This is a genomic window from Nocardioides sp. NPDC051685, from assembly GCF_044453405.1.
Taxonomy (GTDB): Bacteria; Actinomycetota; Actinomycetes; order Propionibacteriales; family Nocardioidaceae; genus Nocardioides.
The window spans coordinates 870,059-887,937 of record NZ_JBITCR010000002.1 but is presented as its reverse complement, the minus strand read 5'-3'; the positions used below and the strand labels follow the sequence as shown (position 1 = coordinate 887,937).

Sequence of the window (17,879 nt, the reverse complement as noted above, 5' to 3'; positions counted from 1 at the left end):
ATGCATCCCGCCCTCCAGATCGCGGCCAAGGATCTGCGACAGCGTGTCCGAGACCGGTCCGCCTTCGTGCTCGCGATCGTGGTGCCGTTCGTGCTCACCGCGATCTTCAGTCTGCTGTTCGGGCCGGCCGCGACGCCGCGGGCCTTCGCGTACGCCGTCGTCGACCAGGACCACACAGCGGTGTCCCGCACCTTCACCGACGACGTCCTCGGCGCGTTGGAAGCGCAGGGCGTCGCCCAGGTGAGCGAGCTCGAGGAGGCGGAGGCCAGGGCCGGTGTCCGCGAGGGGGACCTGGACGTGGCGTTCGTCCTGCCGCCCGGGTTCGCCGCGGACGTCGCGAGCCCCCGTCCCGCCGAGCTGCGGGTGGTGGGCAGCGCCGACGCGCCGACGGCTACCACGGTGGCGCGTTCGGTCGCCCGGTCCTACGTCGGAGGTCTCGACGCAGCCCGGGTGGCGGCGGCCGCGGTCGGGGCCGCGCGGCCCGGAGTGGCACCGGCCGAGATCGAGCGGGTCGCGCAGGAGACCGTGCACGGGGTCCCACCCGTGACGATCGACGACGTCTCGGCGACCACCCGAGTGCTCGACGTGAAGACCTACTTCGCGGCCGCGATGGCGGTCTTCTTCCTGCTGTTCACCGTGCAGTTCGGGGTCTCCTCCTTGATCGACGAGCGAGGCGAGGGCACCTTGGCGCGGCTGCTGGCCGCACCGGTGCCGCGATGGGCGATCCTGGTCGGGAAGCTGCTCACCAGCATCGTGCTCGGCATCGTCAGCCTGACGGTCCTGATGGTCGCCAGCACGCTGATGCTCGGCGCGGACTGGGGCGATCCGCTGGGGGTGGCGCTGCTGGTCGTCGCCGGCGTGCTGGCCGGAACCGGCATCACCTCCGTCATCGCCTCGCTGGCCAAGACCTCCGAGCAGGCAGGGACCTGGCAGGCCGTCGTCGCGGTCTCCCTGGGGCTGCTCGGTGGCTCGTTCTTCCCGGTACGTCAGGCCGGTGAGGTGATCGCGAACCTCAGTCTGGTGACACCGCATGCGTGGTTCCTGGGTGGTCTGGGCGCCCTCGCGGGCGGTGGTGGAGCCGTCCAGGCACTCCCGTCCGTCGCGGTGCTGCTCGGCATGGCCGCGGTCACGACGGGCGTCGCGCTGCTGCGGATCGGGCGGGTGCTGGCGCCATGACCGCGTTCACGATCGCGTGGACGAACGTGCGACGCTCCCTGCGGGACCGCACCAGCGCCTTCTTCTTCGTGCTCTTCCCGTTGCTGATGATCACGGTGCTGGGCATCGCATTCGGTGGGACGTACGAGCCCCGGCTCGGCGTGGTGGAGCCCGCCACCGGCGCGCTCGCGGACAACCTGGTGGCTGCCTTCGAGGACGCCGAGGGCATCGAGGTGATCCGCCTCGATGATCGGGCCGCGGCCGTCTCGGCGGTCGAAGGAGGCGACGTCGAGGCGGCGGTCGTGATCCCGGAGACGTACGACGCCCGTCTCACGAGCGGGGACGAGACCGCGTTGCAGTACCTGTCCAGGTCCGACCGGAGTGCTCAGCAGATCGGCATGATCGTCCGTGCCGTCGTCGACGACCAGGCGGCGCGATACCGGGTGGCCAGGACGCTGCAGCACGAGCTCGGCGGCGACTTCCGGGCGAACCTCGACCGCGGGGACGCGTTCGCGGACCGGGTCGCCGACGTGGGCGTCTCGACCACCACGGTCGGGGCAGCGCCGTTTCCCGAGGACTTCGGCCGCTTCGACCTCGGGGCGAGCAGCCAGCTGCTGCTGTTCACCTTCGTGACGTCCATGACGACGGCCGCGTCGCTGATCGAGACCCGGCGGCTCGGGGTCTCCCGGCGCATGCTCGCCACGCCCACCCGGGCCTCGACGATCGTGGCGGGGGAGGCGCTCGGGCGCGTGGCCATCGCGGTCGTCCAGGGCCTGGTCATCATGATCGGGGCCGCCGTGCTGTTCGGTGTCTCCTGGGGAGATCCGATCGCCGCAGCGCTGGTGATGCTGCTGTTCGCCTCGGTCGCCGGCGGTGCCGGCATGGTGCTTGGAGCCGCTGCCACGAACACCCAGCAGTCCACCGCGGTCGGCCTGTTGCTCGGACTCGGCATCTCCGCTCTCGGCGGTTCGATGATGCCGCTCGAGTTCTACTCGCCCACGCTGCTCACCGTCGCCCATCTGACCCCGCACGCGTGGGCGGCCGACGCCTTCGCGACCCTGGTGCGCCACGACGGCACGGTGCTCGACATCCTTCCCGAGCTGGGCGTGCTCGCCGCGTTCGCGGCCGGTCTCTTCGTGGCGGGGTCGTGGGCGCTTCGTCGCCGGATCCTCGCAGGTTGAGGCGATCCGTCCGAGCACGCCTCGCCTCAAGGACGAAAGGCCCCGAGCCTTCGGACTCGGTTCTCTGCAGGCCGGTGGGCTCTTGGCGGTTCGCTGGTGGACATGGCCCATGGATCGGCAGCAGGAGGTAGCGCGGTGACCGCGAAGACGGAGGCAGACGTGGAGAGATCATCCGGGGTGGACGTGCTCCTGCGGGACGGCACGATCGCCCGCGTACGTGATGCGGTTCCGGAGGACCGGGACCAGCTGGTGGACCTGCACCTCCAGCTCTCGGACCTCGGCCGCTACCGGCGGTTCTTCCACGTCGGCCACTTCGACAGCGCGCACTTCGTCGACCAGCTGCTGCCGCAGCTGACCCGCGGGGACGCGGTCGCGAAGGTCGCGGTCGTCGACGGCCGGATCGTCGCGCTCGCGAGCGCCACGAGCACCGGCGGTGGGACGGCGGAGCTCAGCCTGGTCGTCGCCGACCAGCACGCCCACCGCGGCCTGGCGACCCTGCTCCTGGAGCACCTGGCCGTCGCCGCGACGGAAGCGGACATGACCGAGCTCGTCGCGTACGTGCTGGCCGACAACGCTGACGTGTTCGACGTCCTGCACCATGTCGGGTTCGAGGTCACCTCGACCTCACACCAGGAGACCGTCGAGGTGCGGTTCCCGATCCGGCTCACCGAGCGTGTCCTGGAGGCGATGAGCACCCGTGAGCAGCGGGCCGACGCCGACTCCATCCGGGCCCTGCTGCGGCCGGGTTCGGTGGCCGTGATCGGCGCCAGCCGTCAGGAGGACCACCCTGGCCACCAGGTCGTACGCAACCTGCTGCGGGCCGGGTTCACCGGCAAGGTCCACCCCGTGAACCCGCACTGCGACTACCTGCTCGGGCTCAAGTGCCACGGCTCGATCCGCGAGGTCGCCCCGGTGGACATGGCGATCATCGCGGTGCCGGCGGCCCAGGTGCTGCAGGTGGTGCGCGAGTGTGCCGAGAGCGGCGTACGTGACCTGGTGATCCTCTCCACCGGCTTCGCCGAGGCCGGTCCCGACGGGCGTCGTCGTCAGGACGAGATGCTGGCGATCGCCCGCCGAGCGGGGATGCGCGTGGTGGGCCCCAACTGCCTCGGCGTCGCCAACACCGACCCCGATATCCGTCTGGACGCCACCTTCTCACCCACCTCCGCAGGACACGGGCGAGTGGCGCTTATGGCGCAGTCCGGCGCGGTGGGCATCGCCGTGCTGCAGCGGGCCGAAGAGCTAGGCGTGGGGCTGTCGGCTCTCATCTCCGCGGGCAACAAGGCCGACGTCAGCTGCAACGACCTGCTCATGTACGCCGCCGAGGACGATGCCACCGACGTCGTCGCGCTCTACCTGGAGTCCTTCGGCAATCCGCGCAAGTTCTCGCGGCTGGCCCGACGGCTCGCCGCACGCAAGCCGATCGTCGCCCTGATCGGTGGCAGCAGCCACGCCGGGCGGCAGGCGGCCATCGGCCACACCGCCTCGGCCGTCACGTCCTCGACCGCGGTGGACGCGCTCTTCCAGCAGTGCGGAGTCATCGGCGTCCAGGGCCTCGAGCAGCTGCTGCAGACCACCAGCGTGCTGGCCAACCAGCCGCTGCCGGCTGGGCGGCGGGTCGGGATCATCAGCAATGCGGGCGGTCCGGCCGTCCTGGCTGCCGACGCGTGCGAGAGCGTCGGTCTGAGCCTGGCCACGCTGAGCGCCGAGACGATGGCGCGGATCCGCGAGATCGTGCCCGATGCGTCCTCGGAGCGGATGCCGGTCGACCTGGGATCGGGTGTCGGCTGGGAGGCGTACGCGGAGGTGGTCTCGACCGTCGCCCGCAGCGGTGAGGTCGACATGCTGGTCGTGATGCGTACGCCGCTCCCCGCGCTCTCGTATGCGGCCTTCGCACGCGCCCTGCGCACGTCGTTGCGTGCCGGCCCGGGAGAACAGGCCCTGCCGGTCACCACCGTCGCGGTCATGCTCGACACGCAGGGTCCGAGCCGGCCGATCAGGGCGGGGAGCCACCATGTGCCGGTCTTCGCGTTCCCCGAGGACGCCGCCCGCGCACTCGGCCCGATCGCCACCTATGCGGAGTGGCGGGCGGCACCGCGCGTCCCCGTCGCCGAGACGGCGGCCGGCAGCCGGGCAGCGGCTCGCGACGTGGTCGTCCGGACACTGCGGGCGATGCCCGCGGGTGGCCGGCTCGCGGAGCCCGACGTACGGCAGCTGCTCGCTGCCTACGGGATCGGTGTCCTGCCGAGTGTTGTCGCCGGCGGCGTCGAGGAGGCGGTCGACGCCGCCACGTGGGTGGGTTATCCGGTCGCGGTCAAGATCGCCGACCCGGACATCGCCCACCGCACCGATGTGGGAGGCGTACGCCTGGGGCTCACCGGTCCGGACCAGGTGCGCGCCGTCGCGCAGGAGCTGCTCGGCGTCCCTGTCGATCACCCCGGCCTTCTCGTCCAGCGGCAGGTCGGCGCCGGGATCGAGCTGATCGCCGGCGTCACGCACGACAAGGTCTTCGGGCCACTGGTCATGGTCGGTTACGGCGGCATCTACACCGAGCTGATCGGTGACCGCAGCTTCCGGCTCACCCCGCTCAGCCGCGCCGATGCCGCCTCGGCCCTCGCGGAGCTGCGTACCGCGCCGCTCCTGTCCGGCTATCGCGGTGCCCCGCCGCCGGACGCCGCTGCCGTCGAGCACCTGCTGGTCTGCCTCGGCCGCCTCGCCGAGGACATTCCCGAGATCGCCGAGATCGACCTCAACCCGGTGATCGTCCACGAACGCGGTGTCTCGGTAGTGGACGCGAAGGTTCGCCTGCACCCGGCGGCGCAGGCGCCCGACCCCGACCTGAGGCGACTGTCCCCGCCGATCGGGCCGGTCGGGTCCGGCGGGAGCACCTGATGGCGAAGATGCTCGGGTGGCGTACGACAGGTGGGGGCCGCCTGTCGGCCGGCCAGATCGATGTTCCCGAGCCGGACCCCGGGGAGGTCCTGATCGCGGTGGAGGCGTGCGGCGTGTGCCGGACCGACCTGCACGTGATCGACGGTGATCTTCCCCGCCACCGCAGCCCGGTGGTGCCCGGACACGAGATCGTGGGCCGGGTCCTGGCCCGCGGCGACCACGAGGTGGGCGCGCCCGAGGTCGGCGCCCGGGTCGGGGTGCCGTGGTTGCGCTCCACCTGCGGTCGGTGCCGATGGTGCCGCAGCGGCGCCGAGAACCTCTGCGAGCAGTCTCGCTACACCGGGTGGGACGCCGACGGCGGCTACGCCGAGTACGCCGTCGCGCCGATCGACTACACCTACCTGATCCCGGAGTCGCTGACTCCGCTCCAGGCGGCGCCGCTGCTGTGCGCGGGGATCATCGGCTATCGGGCGCTGCGCCGCTCCTCGCTGCCACCCGGCGGCCGGCTCGGGCTCTACGGGTTCGGGGCGAGCGCCCACCTGACCGCGCAGATCGCGATCCATCAGGGCGCCGAGGTGCACGTCGTCACCCGCGGAGCTGAGGCGCGCCGGCTGGCGCTGGATCTCGGCGCCGTCACCGCGGTCGAGCCTGGCGGTGACGTCCCGCCGCTCGACTCGGCGATCGTGTTCGCGCCGGCCGGTGAGGTCGTACGCGAGGCGCTCGCCGGCCTCGAGGCGGGTGGCACCTGTGCGGTGGCCGGTATCCACCTCTCCGACATCCCGCCGCTCGACTACCAGCACCATCTCTTTCGCGAACGCACGCTCACCAGCGTCACCTCCAATACCCGGTCCGACGGGGTCGAGCTGTTCAGGCTCGCCGGCCGGCTGGGGCTCCACGCCGAGGTCACCCGCTACTCCCTGGGCCACGCCGACCAGGCGCTCGCCGACCTCGCCGAGGACCGGGTGCGGGGTGTCGCGGTCCTGGAGACGAACGGCCCGACCAGAACCGCGGTGCCGTCGTGACCGCGACCGAACCGATGCTGGTGGGGATCGATGGTGAGGCGTACGGAGGGCTGCGCGAGACCCACTCGGGGCTCGTCGTGTTCGTCGGGCAGACTGCGTACAAGCTGAAGAAGCCCGTCGACCTGGCGTTCCTGGACTTTCGCGAGCCGGAGGTCAGGCGCCAGGTCTGTCGTCGGGAGCTGGAGCTCAACCGCCGGCTCGCGGCGGACGTGTACGTGGGGCTGACCGAGCTGCCACTGGCGGACGGCTCGTCCGAGCCGGCGATCGTGATGCGGCGCATGCCCGACGAGCGGCGTCTCGCCACGCTGGTGCGCCGAGGAAAGCCCGTCACGGGGGAGGTGCGCAGGATCGCGCGGGTCATGGCCGCCTTCCACGCCCGCGCCGAGCGAGGACCCGAGATCGTGGCCGAGGGCGGCATGCCGGCGCTCCGGTCGCGCTGGCGGCACAACCTGGACGAGGTCGCCCGGTTCCGAGGCACGCTCCTCGACGAGGCTCTCGTCGACGAGGTCGACCGCCTCAGCAGCTCCTACCTCGACGGCCGTGAGCCGTTGCTGGCCGAGCGGGCCGGCGCCGGGCGAGTCGTCGACGGCCACGGCGATCTCCTCGCCGATGACATCTTCTGTCTGCCCGACGGCCCGCGCATCCTCGACTGCCTCGAGTTCGACGACCGCCTGCGCCGTCTCGACGGTCTCGATGACGTCGCCTGCCTGGCGATGGACCTCGAACGGCTCGGTGGGCCCCATCTCGCGGCGGAGCTGATGGCCGCCTACGGCGAGTTCGGCGCCGACACCTACCCCGACTCCCTCGCGGACCACTACATCGCCTACCGCGCGTTCATGCGGGCCAAGGTGACGGCCCTCCGTGCCGAGCAGGCTCACACCCGTCAGGAAGCCGGCGCGGCAACCGCGGAGGCCGTACGTCTCGCAGAGCTCGCCCGCGACCACCTGCGCCGCGGTGAGATCAGGCTCATCGCCGTCGGTGGGTCTCCGGGAACCGGGAAGTCGACCCTGGCACGAGGTCTTGCCGACCGGCTCGGCATGGTGGTGCTCAGCAGCGACCGGCTGCGCAAGGAGCTGGCCGGCATCGACCCCGAGCACCACGCGGCGGCCGGGTGGCAGGAGGGCATCTACGACCCGGCGTGGACGGCACGGACCTACGCCGAGCTGCTCGAGCGCGCGACCACGCTGCTGGCCCACGGAGAGTCCGTCGTGCTCGACGCGTCCTGGACGGACCCGGAACATCGGGTCCTCGTGGAGAACACCGCGCGCGCGGCGTACGGCACTCTCACGGTCCTGCGCTGTGACGTCGCCCCCGAGGTGGCGGCAGCCCGGATCGCCGCTCGCGTCGACATCTCGGATGCCGACGACATGGTCGCGGCCAACCTGAGGCGTGCCGAGAGGCCCTGGCCGGGCGCCGTCACGATCGACACCGGTGGCTCCGTCGCGGAGACCGTGGAGATCGCGATCGCCACCGTGCTGGGTCCGCGAAGCGATGTCGGGAACGCGCTCCGATGAGGCGTGGCGCGGGGTCTCCGGGTATGGACAGGTCGCCCAGACCGGTCGAGGAGCTGTTGCTGCGCGGCGGCCGCCGTCCCGAGGCGGCGGCCTACGGCGCGGCGACCTACTTCGCCGACACCCGGGCGCCTCGTGGCGACCGGCATGTGCGGCTGTGCACCGGGACCGGCTGCTTCGTCGCCTCCGGCGGACGCCACGTCGAGGAGGTCGAGGCGGCCTTGGGGGTGGGCGTCGGCGAGTGCTCGGCCGACGGCCGCGTGTCCTTACAGGCGGTGCACTGCCTCGGCTACTGCTATGGCGGCCCCGCTGCGCTCGACGGTGACCTTCCCCGCGTCGGCCCGGGCCTGGCCGGGCAGCTCGCCGGGCGGGAGGAGCCGCAGGACCCACCCCTCCCCGTGGTGCCCGGGGAACGGTCGGTGCTGCTGGACGAGCGGCGAGCGTCGTGGCAGGTGTGGCCGGCGATGGTGGGCGCGGCCGATGGGGCTCAACGGGTCCGGGACGAGGTCGACCGGGCCGGGCTGCGCGGTCGCGGCGGCGCGGGGTTCCCGACGGCCCGCAAGTGGGCGTCGGTGACGGCCTCGAACGACGGCGGCCCCCGGTTCGTGGTGGCGAACGGTGACGAGGGCGACCCCGGTTCGTTCGCGGACCGGATGTTGATGGAGTCTCACCCGGACCTGGTCCTGGAGGGGCTGGCCCTGGCCGGCCTGGCCTGCGGCGCCTCGTCGGGATACGTCTACGTACGCTCGGAGTACCCGCGTGCCCACGCCTCGATGAGCCGGGCCGCCGCCGAGGCCCGGGCAGCGGGGCACCTGGGGGCCGACATCCACGGAAGCGGCCTCGACTTCGACGTCACCGTCGTCTCCGGACACGGGTCGTACGTCGCGGGGGAGGAGACGTCGCTGCTGCGCTCGCTCGCCGGGCTGCGGGGCACGGTCACGGCGCGCCCGCCCTACCCGACCCAGCAGGGCCTGCTCGGACGTCCGACCGCGGTGAACAACGTCGAGACGCTGGCGGCGGTGCCGGCCGTGGTGGCCGGGGGCGGGGCGGTCTATGCGCGCCTCGGCAGGGGTGCCGAGACCGGCACCCTGCTGGTGAGTCTCAACGAGCGGTTCCTCCGTCCGGGCGTGTTCGAGGTCGAGTTCGGCACTCCGCTGCGGGCGATCGTCGAGGATCTCGGTGGTGGCCTCCGAGGCGGGGCGGTGTTGCGCGCGGTGCAGATGGGAGGTCCGCTGGGCGGGTTCCTGGGGCCGGACCAGCTCGACGTCCCGCTGCTGGCCTCGGAGCTGGAAGCGGCTGGGGTGTCGCTGGGCCACGGAGGCATGGTCGCAGTCGACGACCGGACCTCGCACGCCGCGCTCCTGCAGCATCTGTGGCGGTTCGCCGCGAGCGAGAGCTGCGGGGCGTGCACTCCCTGCCGTGAGGGTACGCGTCGGGGCGCCGCCGACCCGCAGACGACAGCCCTCGACGACGCCCTGCTCGGCACGATGGAGCAGGCGAGCCTGTGCGCCTTCGGCCGCCGGGTCCCCGCCGCGATCCGCAGCCTGTCCGCGGTGCGGTGGGGGTGAGGTCATGGACCTGAGAGTCGACAGCCGACCGGTGACGGTCCCGGACGGGGCCTCGGTGCTGGATGCGACGAGGGCCGCCGGAGCCGCCGTGCCCACGCTCTGCCACGACGACCGGTTCAGCCCGCAGGGCGTCTGCCGGCTGTGCATGGTGCGCGCCGACGGGACACCGGTCGCCGCATGCCTCACCCCTGCGCGCGAGGGGATGCAGATCCACACCGACGATCCCGATCTGGCCGAGCAGGCTCGCCTCCTGCTCGAGCTCACCGTCGAGCGGCTGCCCGGTCGAGCGCTGGACCAGCCCTCCGAGCTCGCCGACCTGTGCCGAGGTCTCGGAGTCGGCGCCGACGCCTTCGGCCGCGACGGACGCGGCCTGGCCTCCGACGACTCCCATCCCTACCTGCTCCTGGACCGTGACCTGTGCGTCGCGTGCGGCAGGTGTGTGCGGATGTGCGACGAGGTTCAGGGCGCCTTCGCGCTCACGCTGGTCGGTCGTGGTGCGGAGACCACCGTGACCGCTGGAGCCGGAGGCCCCTGGGTCGACTCGGCCTGCGTCAGCTGCGGAGGCTGCGTCGACACCTGCCCCACCGGGGCGATCTCGCCACGGTCGACGACAGCCGAGGCGGCCCCGGACACCAGGATCACCCGGACCACGTGCGGCTACTGCGGGGTCGGCTGCACCCTGGACGTACACACGGCGGGCGATCAGGTCGAGTCGGTGACACCGGCGCTCGACGGCGCGGTCAACCGGGGCCATGCCTGCGTCAAGGGCCGCTTCGCCCACGCCTATGTCCGTTCTCCGGAGCGGCTGACCACACCGCTGCTGCGTCGGGACGGCCGGCTGGAACCGGTCTCGTGGCCGACCGCGCTCTCGTACGTCTCCTCGGAGATGACCCGGATCCGCGGCAGTCATGGTCCGGACGCGATCGCCGCGATCTCCTCGGCCCGGGCGACCAACGAGGAGAACTACCTGATGCAGAAGCTGATGCGGACCGTCATCGGCACCAACAACGTCGACAACTGCTCACGGATCTGCCACGCGCCGTCGGCGGCGGGCCTGACCGCGGCCTTCGGTCTCTCCGGGGGCACCAACAGCGCCGACGACATCGACGGCGCCGACATGATCCTGATCGCCGGCAGCAACACGACCGAGGCCCATCCGGTCATCGGTGCGCGGATCAAGCAGGCGGCGCTACGCGGCGCTGCCCTCGTCGTCATCGATCCGCGCCGCACCGAGCTCGCCGGGCTGGCCGACGTACACCTACGGGGCCGCCCCGGCTCCAACGTCGCCGTGTTCAACGGTCTCGCCCGGTTGCTCCTGGAGGGAGGCTGGGCGGATCTGGACTTCCTGGCTGCGCGCGCGAACGGCCTGGACGCTCTCCGTGAGCTGCTCTCGGACTTCCCGCCCGAACGCGTGGAGCAGATCAGCGGCATCCCCGCCGAGCTGCTGTGGCGAGCCGCCGACCTGTACGGGCGCGCGGAGCGTCCGGCCATCGTCTACGGCCTCGGCGTGACCGAGCACGCTCACGGCACCGACGGCGTCCGGACCCTGGCCAACCTCGCGATCCTGCGCGGCGCCGTGGGCACCGACCGCGGCGGAGGCGTCAACCCGCTCCGAGGCCAGAACAACGTCCAAGGAGCATCCGACATGGGTGCGCTGCCCGACCTTCTGCCCGGCTACCAGAAGGTCGCGGACCCCGACGTACGCCGCCGCTTCTCCGCGGCCTGGGGAACGGCGGTCCCGGAGAGTCCCGGCCTGCGGATCCCGGAGATGTTCAACGCCGCGGTGGCCGGCCGGGTGCGAGCGCTGTACGTGATGGGCGAGGACGTCGCGCAGACCGACCCCGACTCCGGTCATGTCCGGGCTGCCCTGGAGGCGTGCGAGCTCCTCGTCTGCCAGGAGATCTTCCTCTCCGAGACCGCACGACTCGCCGACGTGGTCCTCCCCGCCGCGACGTTCGTGGAGAAGGACGGCACGTTCGTCAACTTCGACCGGCGGTTCCAGCGGGTCCGGCCGGCGCTGCCCCCACCGGGGGCGGCTCGTACGGACTTCGACATCCTGCGTGCGGTCGCCGCCTCGCTGGGCAGCGACCTGGGCCCGGCAACGCCGGCGGCGGCACTCGACGAGTGCGCCCGGCTCGCCCCCTTGTTCTCCGGCATCTCCCACCGTCGGCTCGATCGGGAAGGCGGCCTGCACTGGCCGTGCCGTGGCGAGGACGACCCCGGCGAGGCGCGTCTCTACCGGGACTCCTTCGCGACGCCGTCGGGACGGGCCGAGCTGGCCGCACGGGACTGGCTGCCGCCCGGCGAGGAGCCGGACAGCGGCTACCCCTACACCCTCATCACCGGACGCCGGCTCGCCCACTACAACGCCGGCACGATGACCCGGCGCACCCCGAACATCGAGATCGACGCCGCCGAGCACCTCGACATCCATCCCGACGACGCCGCCCGCCTCGGCCTGGGCGAGGGCACGGGTGTCCGGGTCACCAGCCGGCGCGGATCGATCGTCGCCCTCGTCCGGCGCACGGACGAGGTCTCGCCCGGTGAGGTCTTCATGAGCTTCCACTTCCCCGACGTGCCCGCGAACGTGCTCACCTCCGAGAACACCGACGAGGTCACCGACTGCCCGGAGTACAAGGTGACGGCTGTACGGCTGGAGCAGGCTGACTGGTCGGAGTCACCGCTGGGTCACCGGGGCGGCGACCGGTGAGGAGTGGGCGTCGGTGCCCGTGGTCATGAGCTGGACCACGCTGGGGATGTCGAGCTCGGTGGTCGGGCGCACGGCGACGAGGCGGCCGAGGTAGAACACCGCGATCCGGTCGGCGACGCGGAAGACATCGTTCATGTTGTGAGAGATCACGATGACGCCGATTCCCCGGCCGGCGAGCTGCTGGATCAGGTCGAGCACGACCTCGGTCTGAGCGGTGCCCAAGGCTGCGGTCGGCTCGTCCATGATCACGAGCTTGGCGTGCCAGAGCACGGACTTGGCGATGGCCACCGACTGGCGCTGACCGCCGGAGAGGGAGCCGACCGGCTGCCGCACCGAGCGGATCGTGGTCACGCCGAGTCCACGCAGCGTCTCCCTGGCGGCCCCTTCCATGTCGTCCTCGTCGAGCAGCCGGTGGTGGAGTCGCTCGCGCCCGAGGAACATGTTCTGCACGACGTCGAGGTTGTCGCAGAGCGCGAGATCCTGGTAGACGGTGGCGATTCCGAGGTCGGCGGCCTCACGCGGCGTTCGCGGGTCGACCTGCCGGCCCTCCCACAGGATGCGCCCGCTGCTGGGCCGGTGGATCCCGGCGACGCACTTGATCAGCACCGACTTGCCCGCGCCGTTGTCACCGGCGAGCGCGGTCACCTGGCCGGCTGGGATGTCGAGGGTGACGTCGGTGATCGCGTGAACGGCACCGAAGTTCTTGGACAGGTGCTCCAAGCGGAGCAGCGGCTCGTCCATCAGATCTCCTCCGGCACCATCTCGACGGTGAACACCGACCTATCCCTGAGACGCTAGGCGGTTGCTTCTGCGGCGTCACGGGACGTACGGCCCGAGCCCGCGAGGCGTACGTCCGGCGGCTTCCGGCGTGAGGCCGAAGGTCACCTCCGCGCGGGCCATGTGCACCTGCACCCACGACGCCCGCGGGGAGAGGCTGGCAGCACCGACGAGATCCGAGGAGGGATCATGAGTGGAATCGGCTACGCCGCGCTGGGCGCGGCGATCCTCGTCGTCGTGCTGGCTCTGGCGATCAGGGTGGTGCGGCAGTACGAGCGCGGGGTGCTGTTCCGGCTCGGCAAGGTGATCGGGGTGCGTGAGCCGGGGCTGCGGCTGATCATTCCCGTGGTCGATGTGCTGCAGCGGGTGACGCTGCGCACGGTCACGATGCCCATCCAGTCGCAGGGCATCATCACCAGGGACAACGTGAGCATCGACGTCGCCGGTGTCGCGTACTTCCACGTCGTCGATCCGGTCAAGTCGGTCGTCGCGATCGAGAGCGTGACCACGGCGATCGACCAGATCGCACAGACGACGCTGCGCAACGTGGTCGGTCAGCACACCCTCGACCAGACCCTCTCGGAGACGGATGCGATCAACGCCAACATCCGGGAGATCCTCGACCGGACGACGACCGAGTGGGGCATCGTCGTCACGCTCGTCGAGCTCAAGGACATCCAGCTTCCCGAGAGCATGAAGCGGGCGATGGCCCGGCAGGCCGAGGCCGAGCGGGAGAAGCGTGCCAAGATCATCGCCGCCGAGGGCGAGGCGGCAGCGGCCGCGGCGCTCGGTCAGGCGTCGGACACGATGATGGAGCACCCGCTGGCGCTCCAGCTCCGCAACCTGCAGAGCCTGGTCGAGATCGGGGTGGACAAGAACACGACCGTCGTCTTCCCGGCACCGCTGATGAGCACGATCGCCGACCTCGGTGCCTTCCTGCGGCGCGAGAGCGTGGCCGCGGAGGCCCAGCGCGGGCCGTCGTTGGCGCCGCTGGCCGGCGACGGAGAGCTTCGGCACGAGCCAGCGGCTATGCCCCGGTAGTCGTTGCTGCTCCGACTCCCATGCGAGAAGGCTCGCCTTCGGCTGCGGGCGCCGGCAACCGCAGGCGCCGCAGCAGGAGCGCGTTGACGGCGACCAGGAAGCTCGAGCCCGACATCGAGAGGGCGGCGATCTCGGGACGTAGCATCAGCCCGAACGCCGGTACGAACACGCCGGCTGCGATGGGCAGCGCGATGGCGTTGTAGCCCACCGCCCAGCCCAGGTTCTGGCGCATCTTGCGCAACGTGCCGCGCCCGATGACCAGGGCGACCGGAACGTCGAGCGGGTCGGACCGCATCAGCACCACGTCGGCGGCCTCGATGGCCACGTCGGTCCCGGCTCCCACCGCGATGCCGACGTCGGCCTGGACCAGCGAGGGGGAGTCGTTCACGCCGTCACCCACCATCGCGACGACCCGGCCGTCGGCCTGGAGCCTGGTGATCTGGTCGGCCTTGTCCTCGGGCAGCACCTCGGCGATGACCGTGTCGATGCCGAGCTCGGCGGCGATCCGGTCGGCGGTCGCGCGGTTGTCGCCGGTGAGCATGACGACGTGGATTCCGGCCTCGTGCAACGCTGCGACGGCAGCCGCCGAGGTCTCCCGGACGGCATCGGCGATGCCGATCACCGCGACGGCCCGCCCGTCGACGGCGACGAAGATCGCCGTGCGGCCGCCGGCGGCGATCTCGTCGCGCCGCGACCCGAGGTCTCCCGCATCGACGCCTTCGGACTCGAGCAGGCGGCGGTTGCCGACGGCGACGCGGTGTCCGTCGACCTCGGCGACGGCGCCGATGCCCGTGAGGTTGTGGAAGCCGGTCGCGCGCAGCTGCGGGACGGCGGCCCGGTCGACGTAGCGGACGACGGCGCGGGCGAGCGGGTGCTCGGACTCGCGCTCCACGGCGCCGGCCAGGGCGAGGAGTCGGGTGCGGTCGATGTCACCGAGGACGTTGCCCAGGACGAGGTCGGTCACCTCCGGCTCGCCCTTGGTGAGGGTGCCGGTCTTGTCCATGACGACCGTGTCGATGCGGGCCGAGGTCTCGATGGCGGTCGCGTTCTTGAACAGGATCCCGCGTTTCGCGCCGAGGCCGGAGCCGACCATGATGGCGGTCGGTGTCGCGAGCCCGAGGGCGTCGGGGCAGGTGATCACCACGACCGTGATCGCGAACAGGAGGGCTGTCGTGACCGCAGCGCCACTGGCCCACCAGACGAGGAAGGTGGCGGCTCCGCCGACCAGCGCGACGAGCACGAGCCAGAAGGCGGCCCGGTCGGCCAGCCGCTGACCCGGCGCCTTGGAGTTCTGGGCCTGCTGCACCAGCGCCACGATCTGCGCGAGCGCGGTGTCGGCGCCGATCTTCGTGGCACGCACGCGCAAGGTGCCGTCGGCGTTGACGGTGGCACCGATGACCGCGTCGCCCGGTGCCTTGTGGACCGGCAGGCTCTCTCCGGTGACCATCGACTCGTCGACCTCGGACTCGCCCTCCTCCACGGTGCCGTCGGTGGCGACCTTCGCGCCAGGACGGACCAGCAGGAGATCTCCGACCCGAACCTCGGAGGTCGCCACGTCGACGGGCCGGCCGTCCCGGATCACCGTGGCCCGGGGCGGGGCGAGGTCCAGCAGCGTACGGATGGCGTCGTTGGCTCCGCCGCGGGCGCGCATCTCGAACCAGTGGCCGAGCAGCACGAACGCGGCCAGCACGGTGGCGGCCTCGTAGAAGACCTCGCCGCCGCCGGTCAGGGTGACGCCGAGGGAGTAGAGCCAGCCGGCGCCGATCGCGACCGCGACCAGCACCATCATGTCGAGGGTGCGCGCACGCAGTGCGCGCCAGGCGCCGTCGAAGAAGATCCAGGCCGAGTAGAAGACCACCGGGATCGACAGGATCAGGCTGAAGACGTCGTCGCGCAGCCCGAACGGCGCCGGTGCCTCGAAACCGAGGACGTCGCGTCCGATCGGCGACCACAACAGGATCGGGACCGAGAGCACCAGGGCCACCAGGAACCGGTTGCGCATGTCGCGGACCATGTCGGCCATCGACATGCCCGCGTGGCCGCCGTGACCCATCGCCTCGTGCGGCGACATCGTCGGGGCGTGCTCGTGGTCCGCGTGGTCCGCGTGGTCAGCGTGATCGGCGTGGTCGCCAGGAGACGCGAGCGGGTCGCAGATGTGGCCGGGCACCGACTGCCCGGAGCAGTGGTAGCCGCACTCGACGATCCAGTCGCGCAGCTGCGTCACGTCGGTCAGCTCCGGGTCGAAGGTGACGGTCGCCGTCTGGGCGACCGGGTTGGCCTCGACCCCGAGGACACCTTGCCGCCGCCCGAGGACCGACTCGGTGACCGCCTTGCTCGATGCCCAGTGGACTCCGGAGACCTCCAGGACAACTGTGCTCGTCATCCCTCGACCATACCCCATGGGGGTAATATGGCAAGCCGCAAAGGTCCTGGTCGCCCGCGGACCTTCGGACTCTGGTCGGGGTACGTGGTGCCCTGCTGTCAGCTCCCGGTCGCTTGTGACGATGGCGCGGAGGGGCCGGCCGAGAGGAGCAGAGCCATGCGGTGGACCACGACCGACGTCAGTCGCCGGAGTCTTGTGCTCGGCTCCCTCGGCGTCCTGGCGGCCGGAGCCCTGAGCTCCTGCGACGGCGAGCTCGGTCCGGCCACGTCCCGGCTCATCGGGCCGGACGCGAGGGAGGTTCGTGCGGCCGAGCGGCTGCGGCGTACGTCGTCCCAGCATGTCGTGACCCGGCGGATCACCGCTCGGCCGAGCGCCGTCGACCTGGGCGGCCGGACGGTGCGGACCTGGGCCTACGACGACGCGCTACCCGGACCCGAGCTGCGGACGAAGGCCGGCGACCTGCTGCGGGTCGAGCTGGCCAACGAGCTTCCGGCCGAGACGAGCGTCCACTGGCACGGGCTGGCGCTGCGCAACGACATGGACGGCGTGCCCGGCATCACCCAGGACCCGATCGGCGCCGGTTCGAGGTTCGTCTACGAGTTCACCACCGCCGACCCGGGCACCTACTTCTTCCACCCGCACACCGGGGTCCAGCTCGATCGCGGCCTCTACGGCGTGCTGATCGTCGAGGACCCCGCGGAGTCGGGCGGGTACGACCAGGAGTGGGTGGTCGTTCTCGACGACTGGGTCGACGACACCGGCCGGAGCCCCGACGACGTGTACGCAGACCTGGTCTCGTCATCGGGCATGGGTCACGGCGGGATGATGGGTGGGATGCGCTCCGACCTGCTCGGCGGTGCCGGAGATGTCGACTACCCGCACCACCTGATCAACGGACGCACGCCTCAGGCTCCGGTGACCTTGACCGGCCGGCCCGGGCAGCGCGCCCGGATCCGGATCGTCAACGCCGGCTCCGACACCGCCTTCCGCGTCGCACTCGGCGGCCACCGGATGACGGTCACCCACTCCGACGGGTTCCCGGTGACACCGGTCGCCACCGACGCCCTGCTGATCGCCATGGGCGAGCGCTACGACGTGATCGTCGACCTCTCCGACGGGGTGTTCCCGTTGATCGCGCGGGCCGAGGGCAAGACCGGGGCCGGCATGGCGGTGGTGCGCACCGGCGCCGGCTCGGCGCCCTCACCCGGAGCGACCGTTCGCGAGCTCGACCGGCAGGTCCTGCTGGGCACCGACCTGGCTGCGGCGGACAGCGTGCGGCTCGACTCCCGGAGCATCGACCGGGACCTGGACCTCGTGCTCGGCGGCGGTATGATGTCGTATCGGTGGACGATCAACGGAGCGACGTACCCCGACACCGAAGCCTTGGCGGTCGCGCCCGGCGAACGGGTCCGGCTGCGTTTGCGGAACACCTCGATGATGTTCCACCCGGTGCATCTGCACGGCCACACCTTCGCGCTGTCCCAGGGTGGGACCCGCAAGGACACGGTCATCGTGCGCCCGCGCCAGCGTGTCGACGTCGACCTCCAGGCCGACAACCCGGGGCAGTGGGCGCTGCACTGTCACAACGCCTACCACGCCGAGGCCGGCATGATGACCGTGCTCTCCTACCGCAGGTGAG

11 protein-coding genes are annotated in these 17,879 nt (G+C 71.7%); 9 read left to right on the top strand and 2 right to left on the bottom strand.

The annotated features are described in order from the left end of the window. The 7 genes from ACIA03_RS09320 (at position 1) to fdhF (ending at position 12,039) form a co-directional block, all read left to right on the top strand. Complete coding sequence (locus ACIA03_RS09320) at positions 1–1,176, top strand: ABC transporter permease (RefSeq protein ID WP_396981482.1); 1,176 nt, start codon at positions 1–3, stop codon at positions 1,174–1,176. Next, positions 1,173–2,336, top strand: a complete 1,164-nt coding sequence (locus ACIA03_RS09315; RefSeq protein ID WP_396981480.1) for an ABC transporter permease — start codon at positions 1,173–1,175, stop codon at positions 2,334–2,336. Before ACIA03_RS09320 ends, ACIA03_RS09315 begins: the two co-directional genes overlap by 4 nt. Positions 2,337–2,471: 135 nt before the next feature. Further along, positions 2,472–5,228: a GNAT family N-acetyltransferase gene (locus ACIA03_RS09310; RefSeq protein ID WP_396981478.1), complete on the top strand. Its 2,757-nt coding sequence runs from the start codon at positions 2,472–2,474 to the stop codon at positions 5,226–5,228. After that, positions 5,228–6,250 (top strand): zinc-dependent alcohol dehydrogenase family protein, encoded by a 1,023-nt coding sequence (locus tag ACIA03_RS09305; protein WP_396981476.1) that lies wholly within the window; start codon positions 5,228–5,230, stop codon positions 6,248–6,250. Before ACIA03_RS09310 ends, ACIA03_RS09305 begins: the two co-directional genes overlap by 1 nt. Then, on the top strand, positions 6,247–7,764 hold the full coding sequence (locus ACIA03_RS09300) for an AAA family ATPase (protein WP_396981474.1): 1,518 nt from the start codon (positions 6,247–6,249) through the stop codon (positions 7,762–7,764). The genes ACIA03_RS09305 and ACIA03_RS09300 overlap by 4 nt, the downstream gene beginning before the upstream one ends. 23 nt (positions 7,765–7,787) lie before the next feature. Beyond that, a complete protein-coding gene (locus ACIA03_RS09295; protein ID WP_396981472.1) occupies positions 7,788–9,329 on the top strand; it encodes an NAD(P)H-dependent oxidoreductase subunit E in 1,542 nt (513 codons plus the stop codon). Between the two features lie 4 nt (positions 9,330–9,333). Further along, positions 9,334–12,039, top strand: a complete 2,706-nt coding sequence (gene fdhF, locus ACIA03_RS09290) for a formate dehydrogenase subunit alpha (RefSeq protein WP_396981470.1) — start codon at positions 9,334–9,336, stop codon at positions 12,037–12,039. Here fdhF and ACIA03_RS09285 read toward each other — a convergent pair. Continuing rightward, positions 12,007–12,780, bottom strand: coding sequence for an ATP-binding cassette domain-containing protein (locus ACIA03_RS09285; protein WP_396981468.1), 774 nt, complete (start codon positions 12,778–12,780; stop codon positions 12,007–12,009). The genes fdhF and ACIA03_RS09285 overlap by 33 nt on opposite strands. Positions 12,781–13,005: 225 nt before the next feature. On the opposite strand from ACIA03_RS09285, the gene ACIA03_RS09280 reads away from it, so the two are divergent. Beyond that, the gene (locus ACIA03_RS09280) at positions 13,006–13,857 is read left to right on the top strand and encodes an SPFH domain-containing protein (RefSeq protein ID WP_396981466.1); all 852 of its coding nucleotides are present in this window, start codon (positions 13,006–13,008) and stop codon (positions 13,855–13,857) included. Here ACIA03_RS09280 and ACIA03_RS09275 read toward each other — a convergent pair. Beyond that, positions 13,844–16,240 (bottom strand): heavy metal translocating P-type ATPase, encoded by a 2,397-nt coding sequence (locus tag ACIA03_RS09275; protein WP_396981464.1) that lies wholly within the window; start codon positions 16,238–16,240, stop codon positions 13,844–13,846. The two genes, ACIA03_RS09280 and ACIA03_RS09275, sit on opposite strands and share 14 nt — an antisense overlap. Before the next feature lie 156 nt (positions 16,241–16,396). Here ACIA03_RS09275 and ACIA03_RS09270 point away from each other — a divergent pair, with 156 nt between their 5' ends. Further along, positions 16,397–17,878 (top strand): multicopper oxidase family protein, encoded by a 1,482-nt coding sequence (locus ACIA03_RS09270; RefSeq protein ID WP_396981462.1) that lies wholly within the window; start codon positions 16,397–16,399, stop codon positions 17,876–17,878. The last annotated feature ends 1 nt before the right edge of the window (position 17,879 follow it).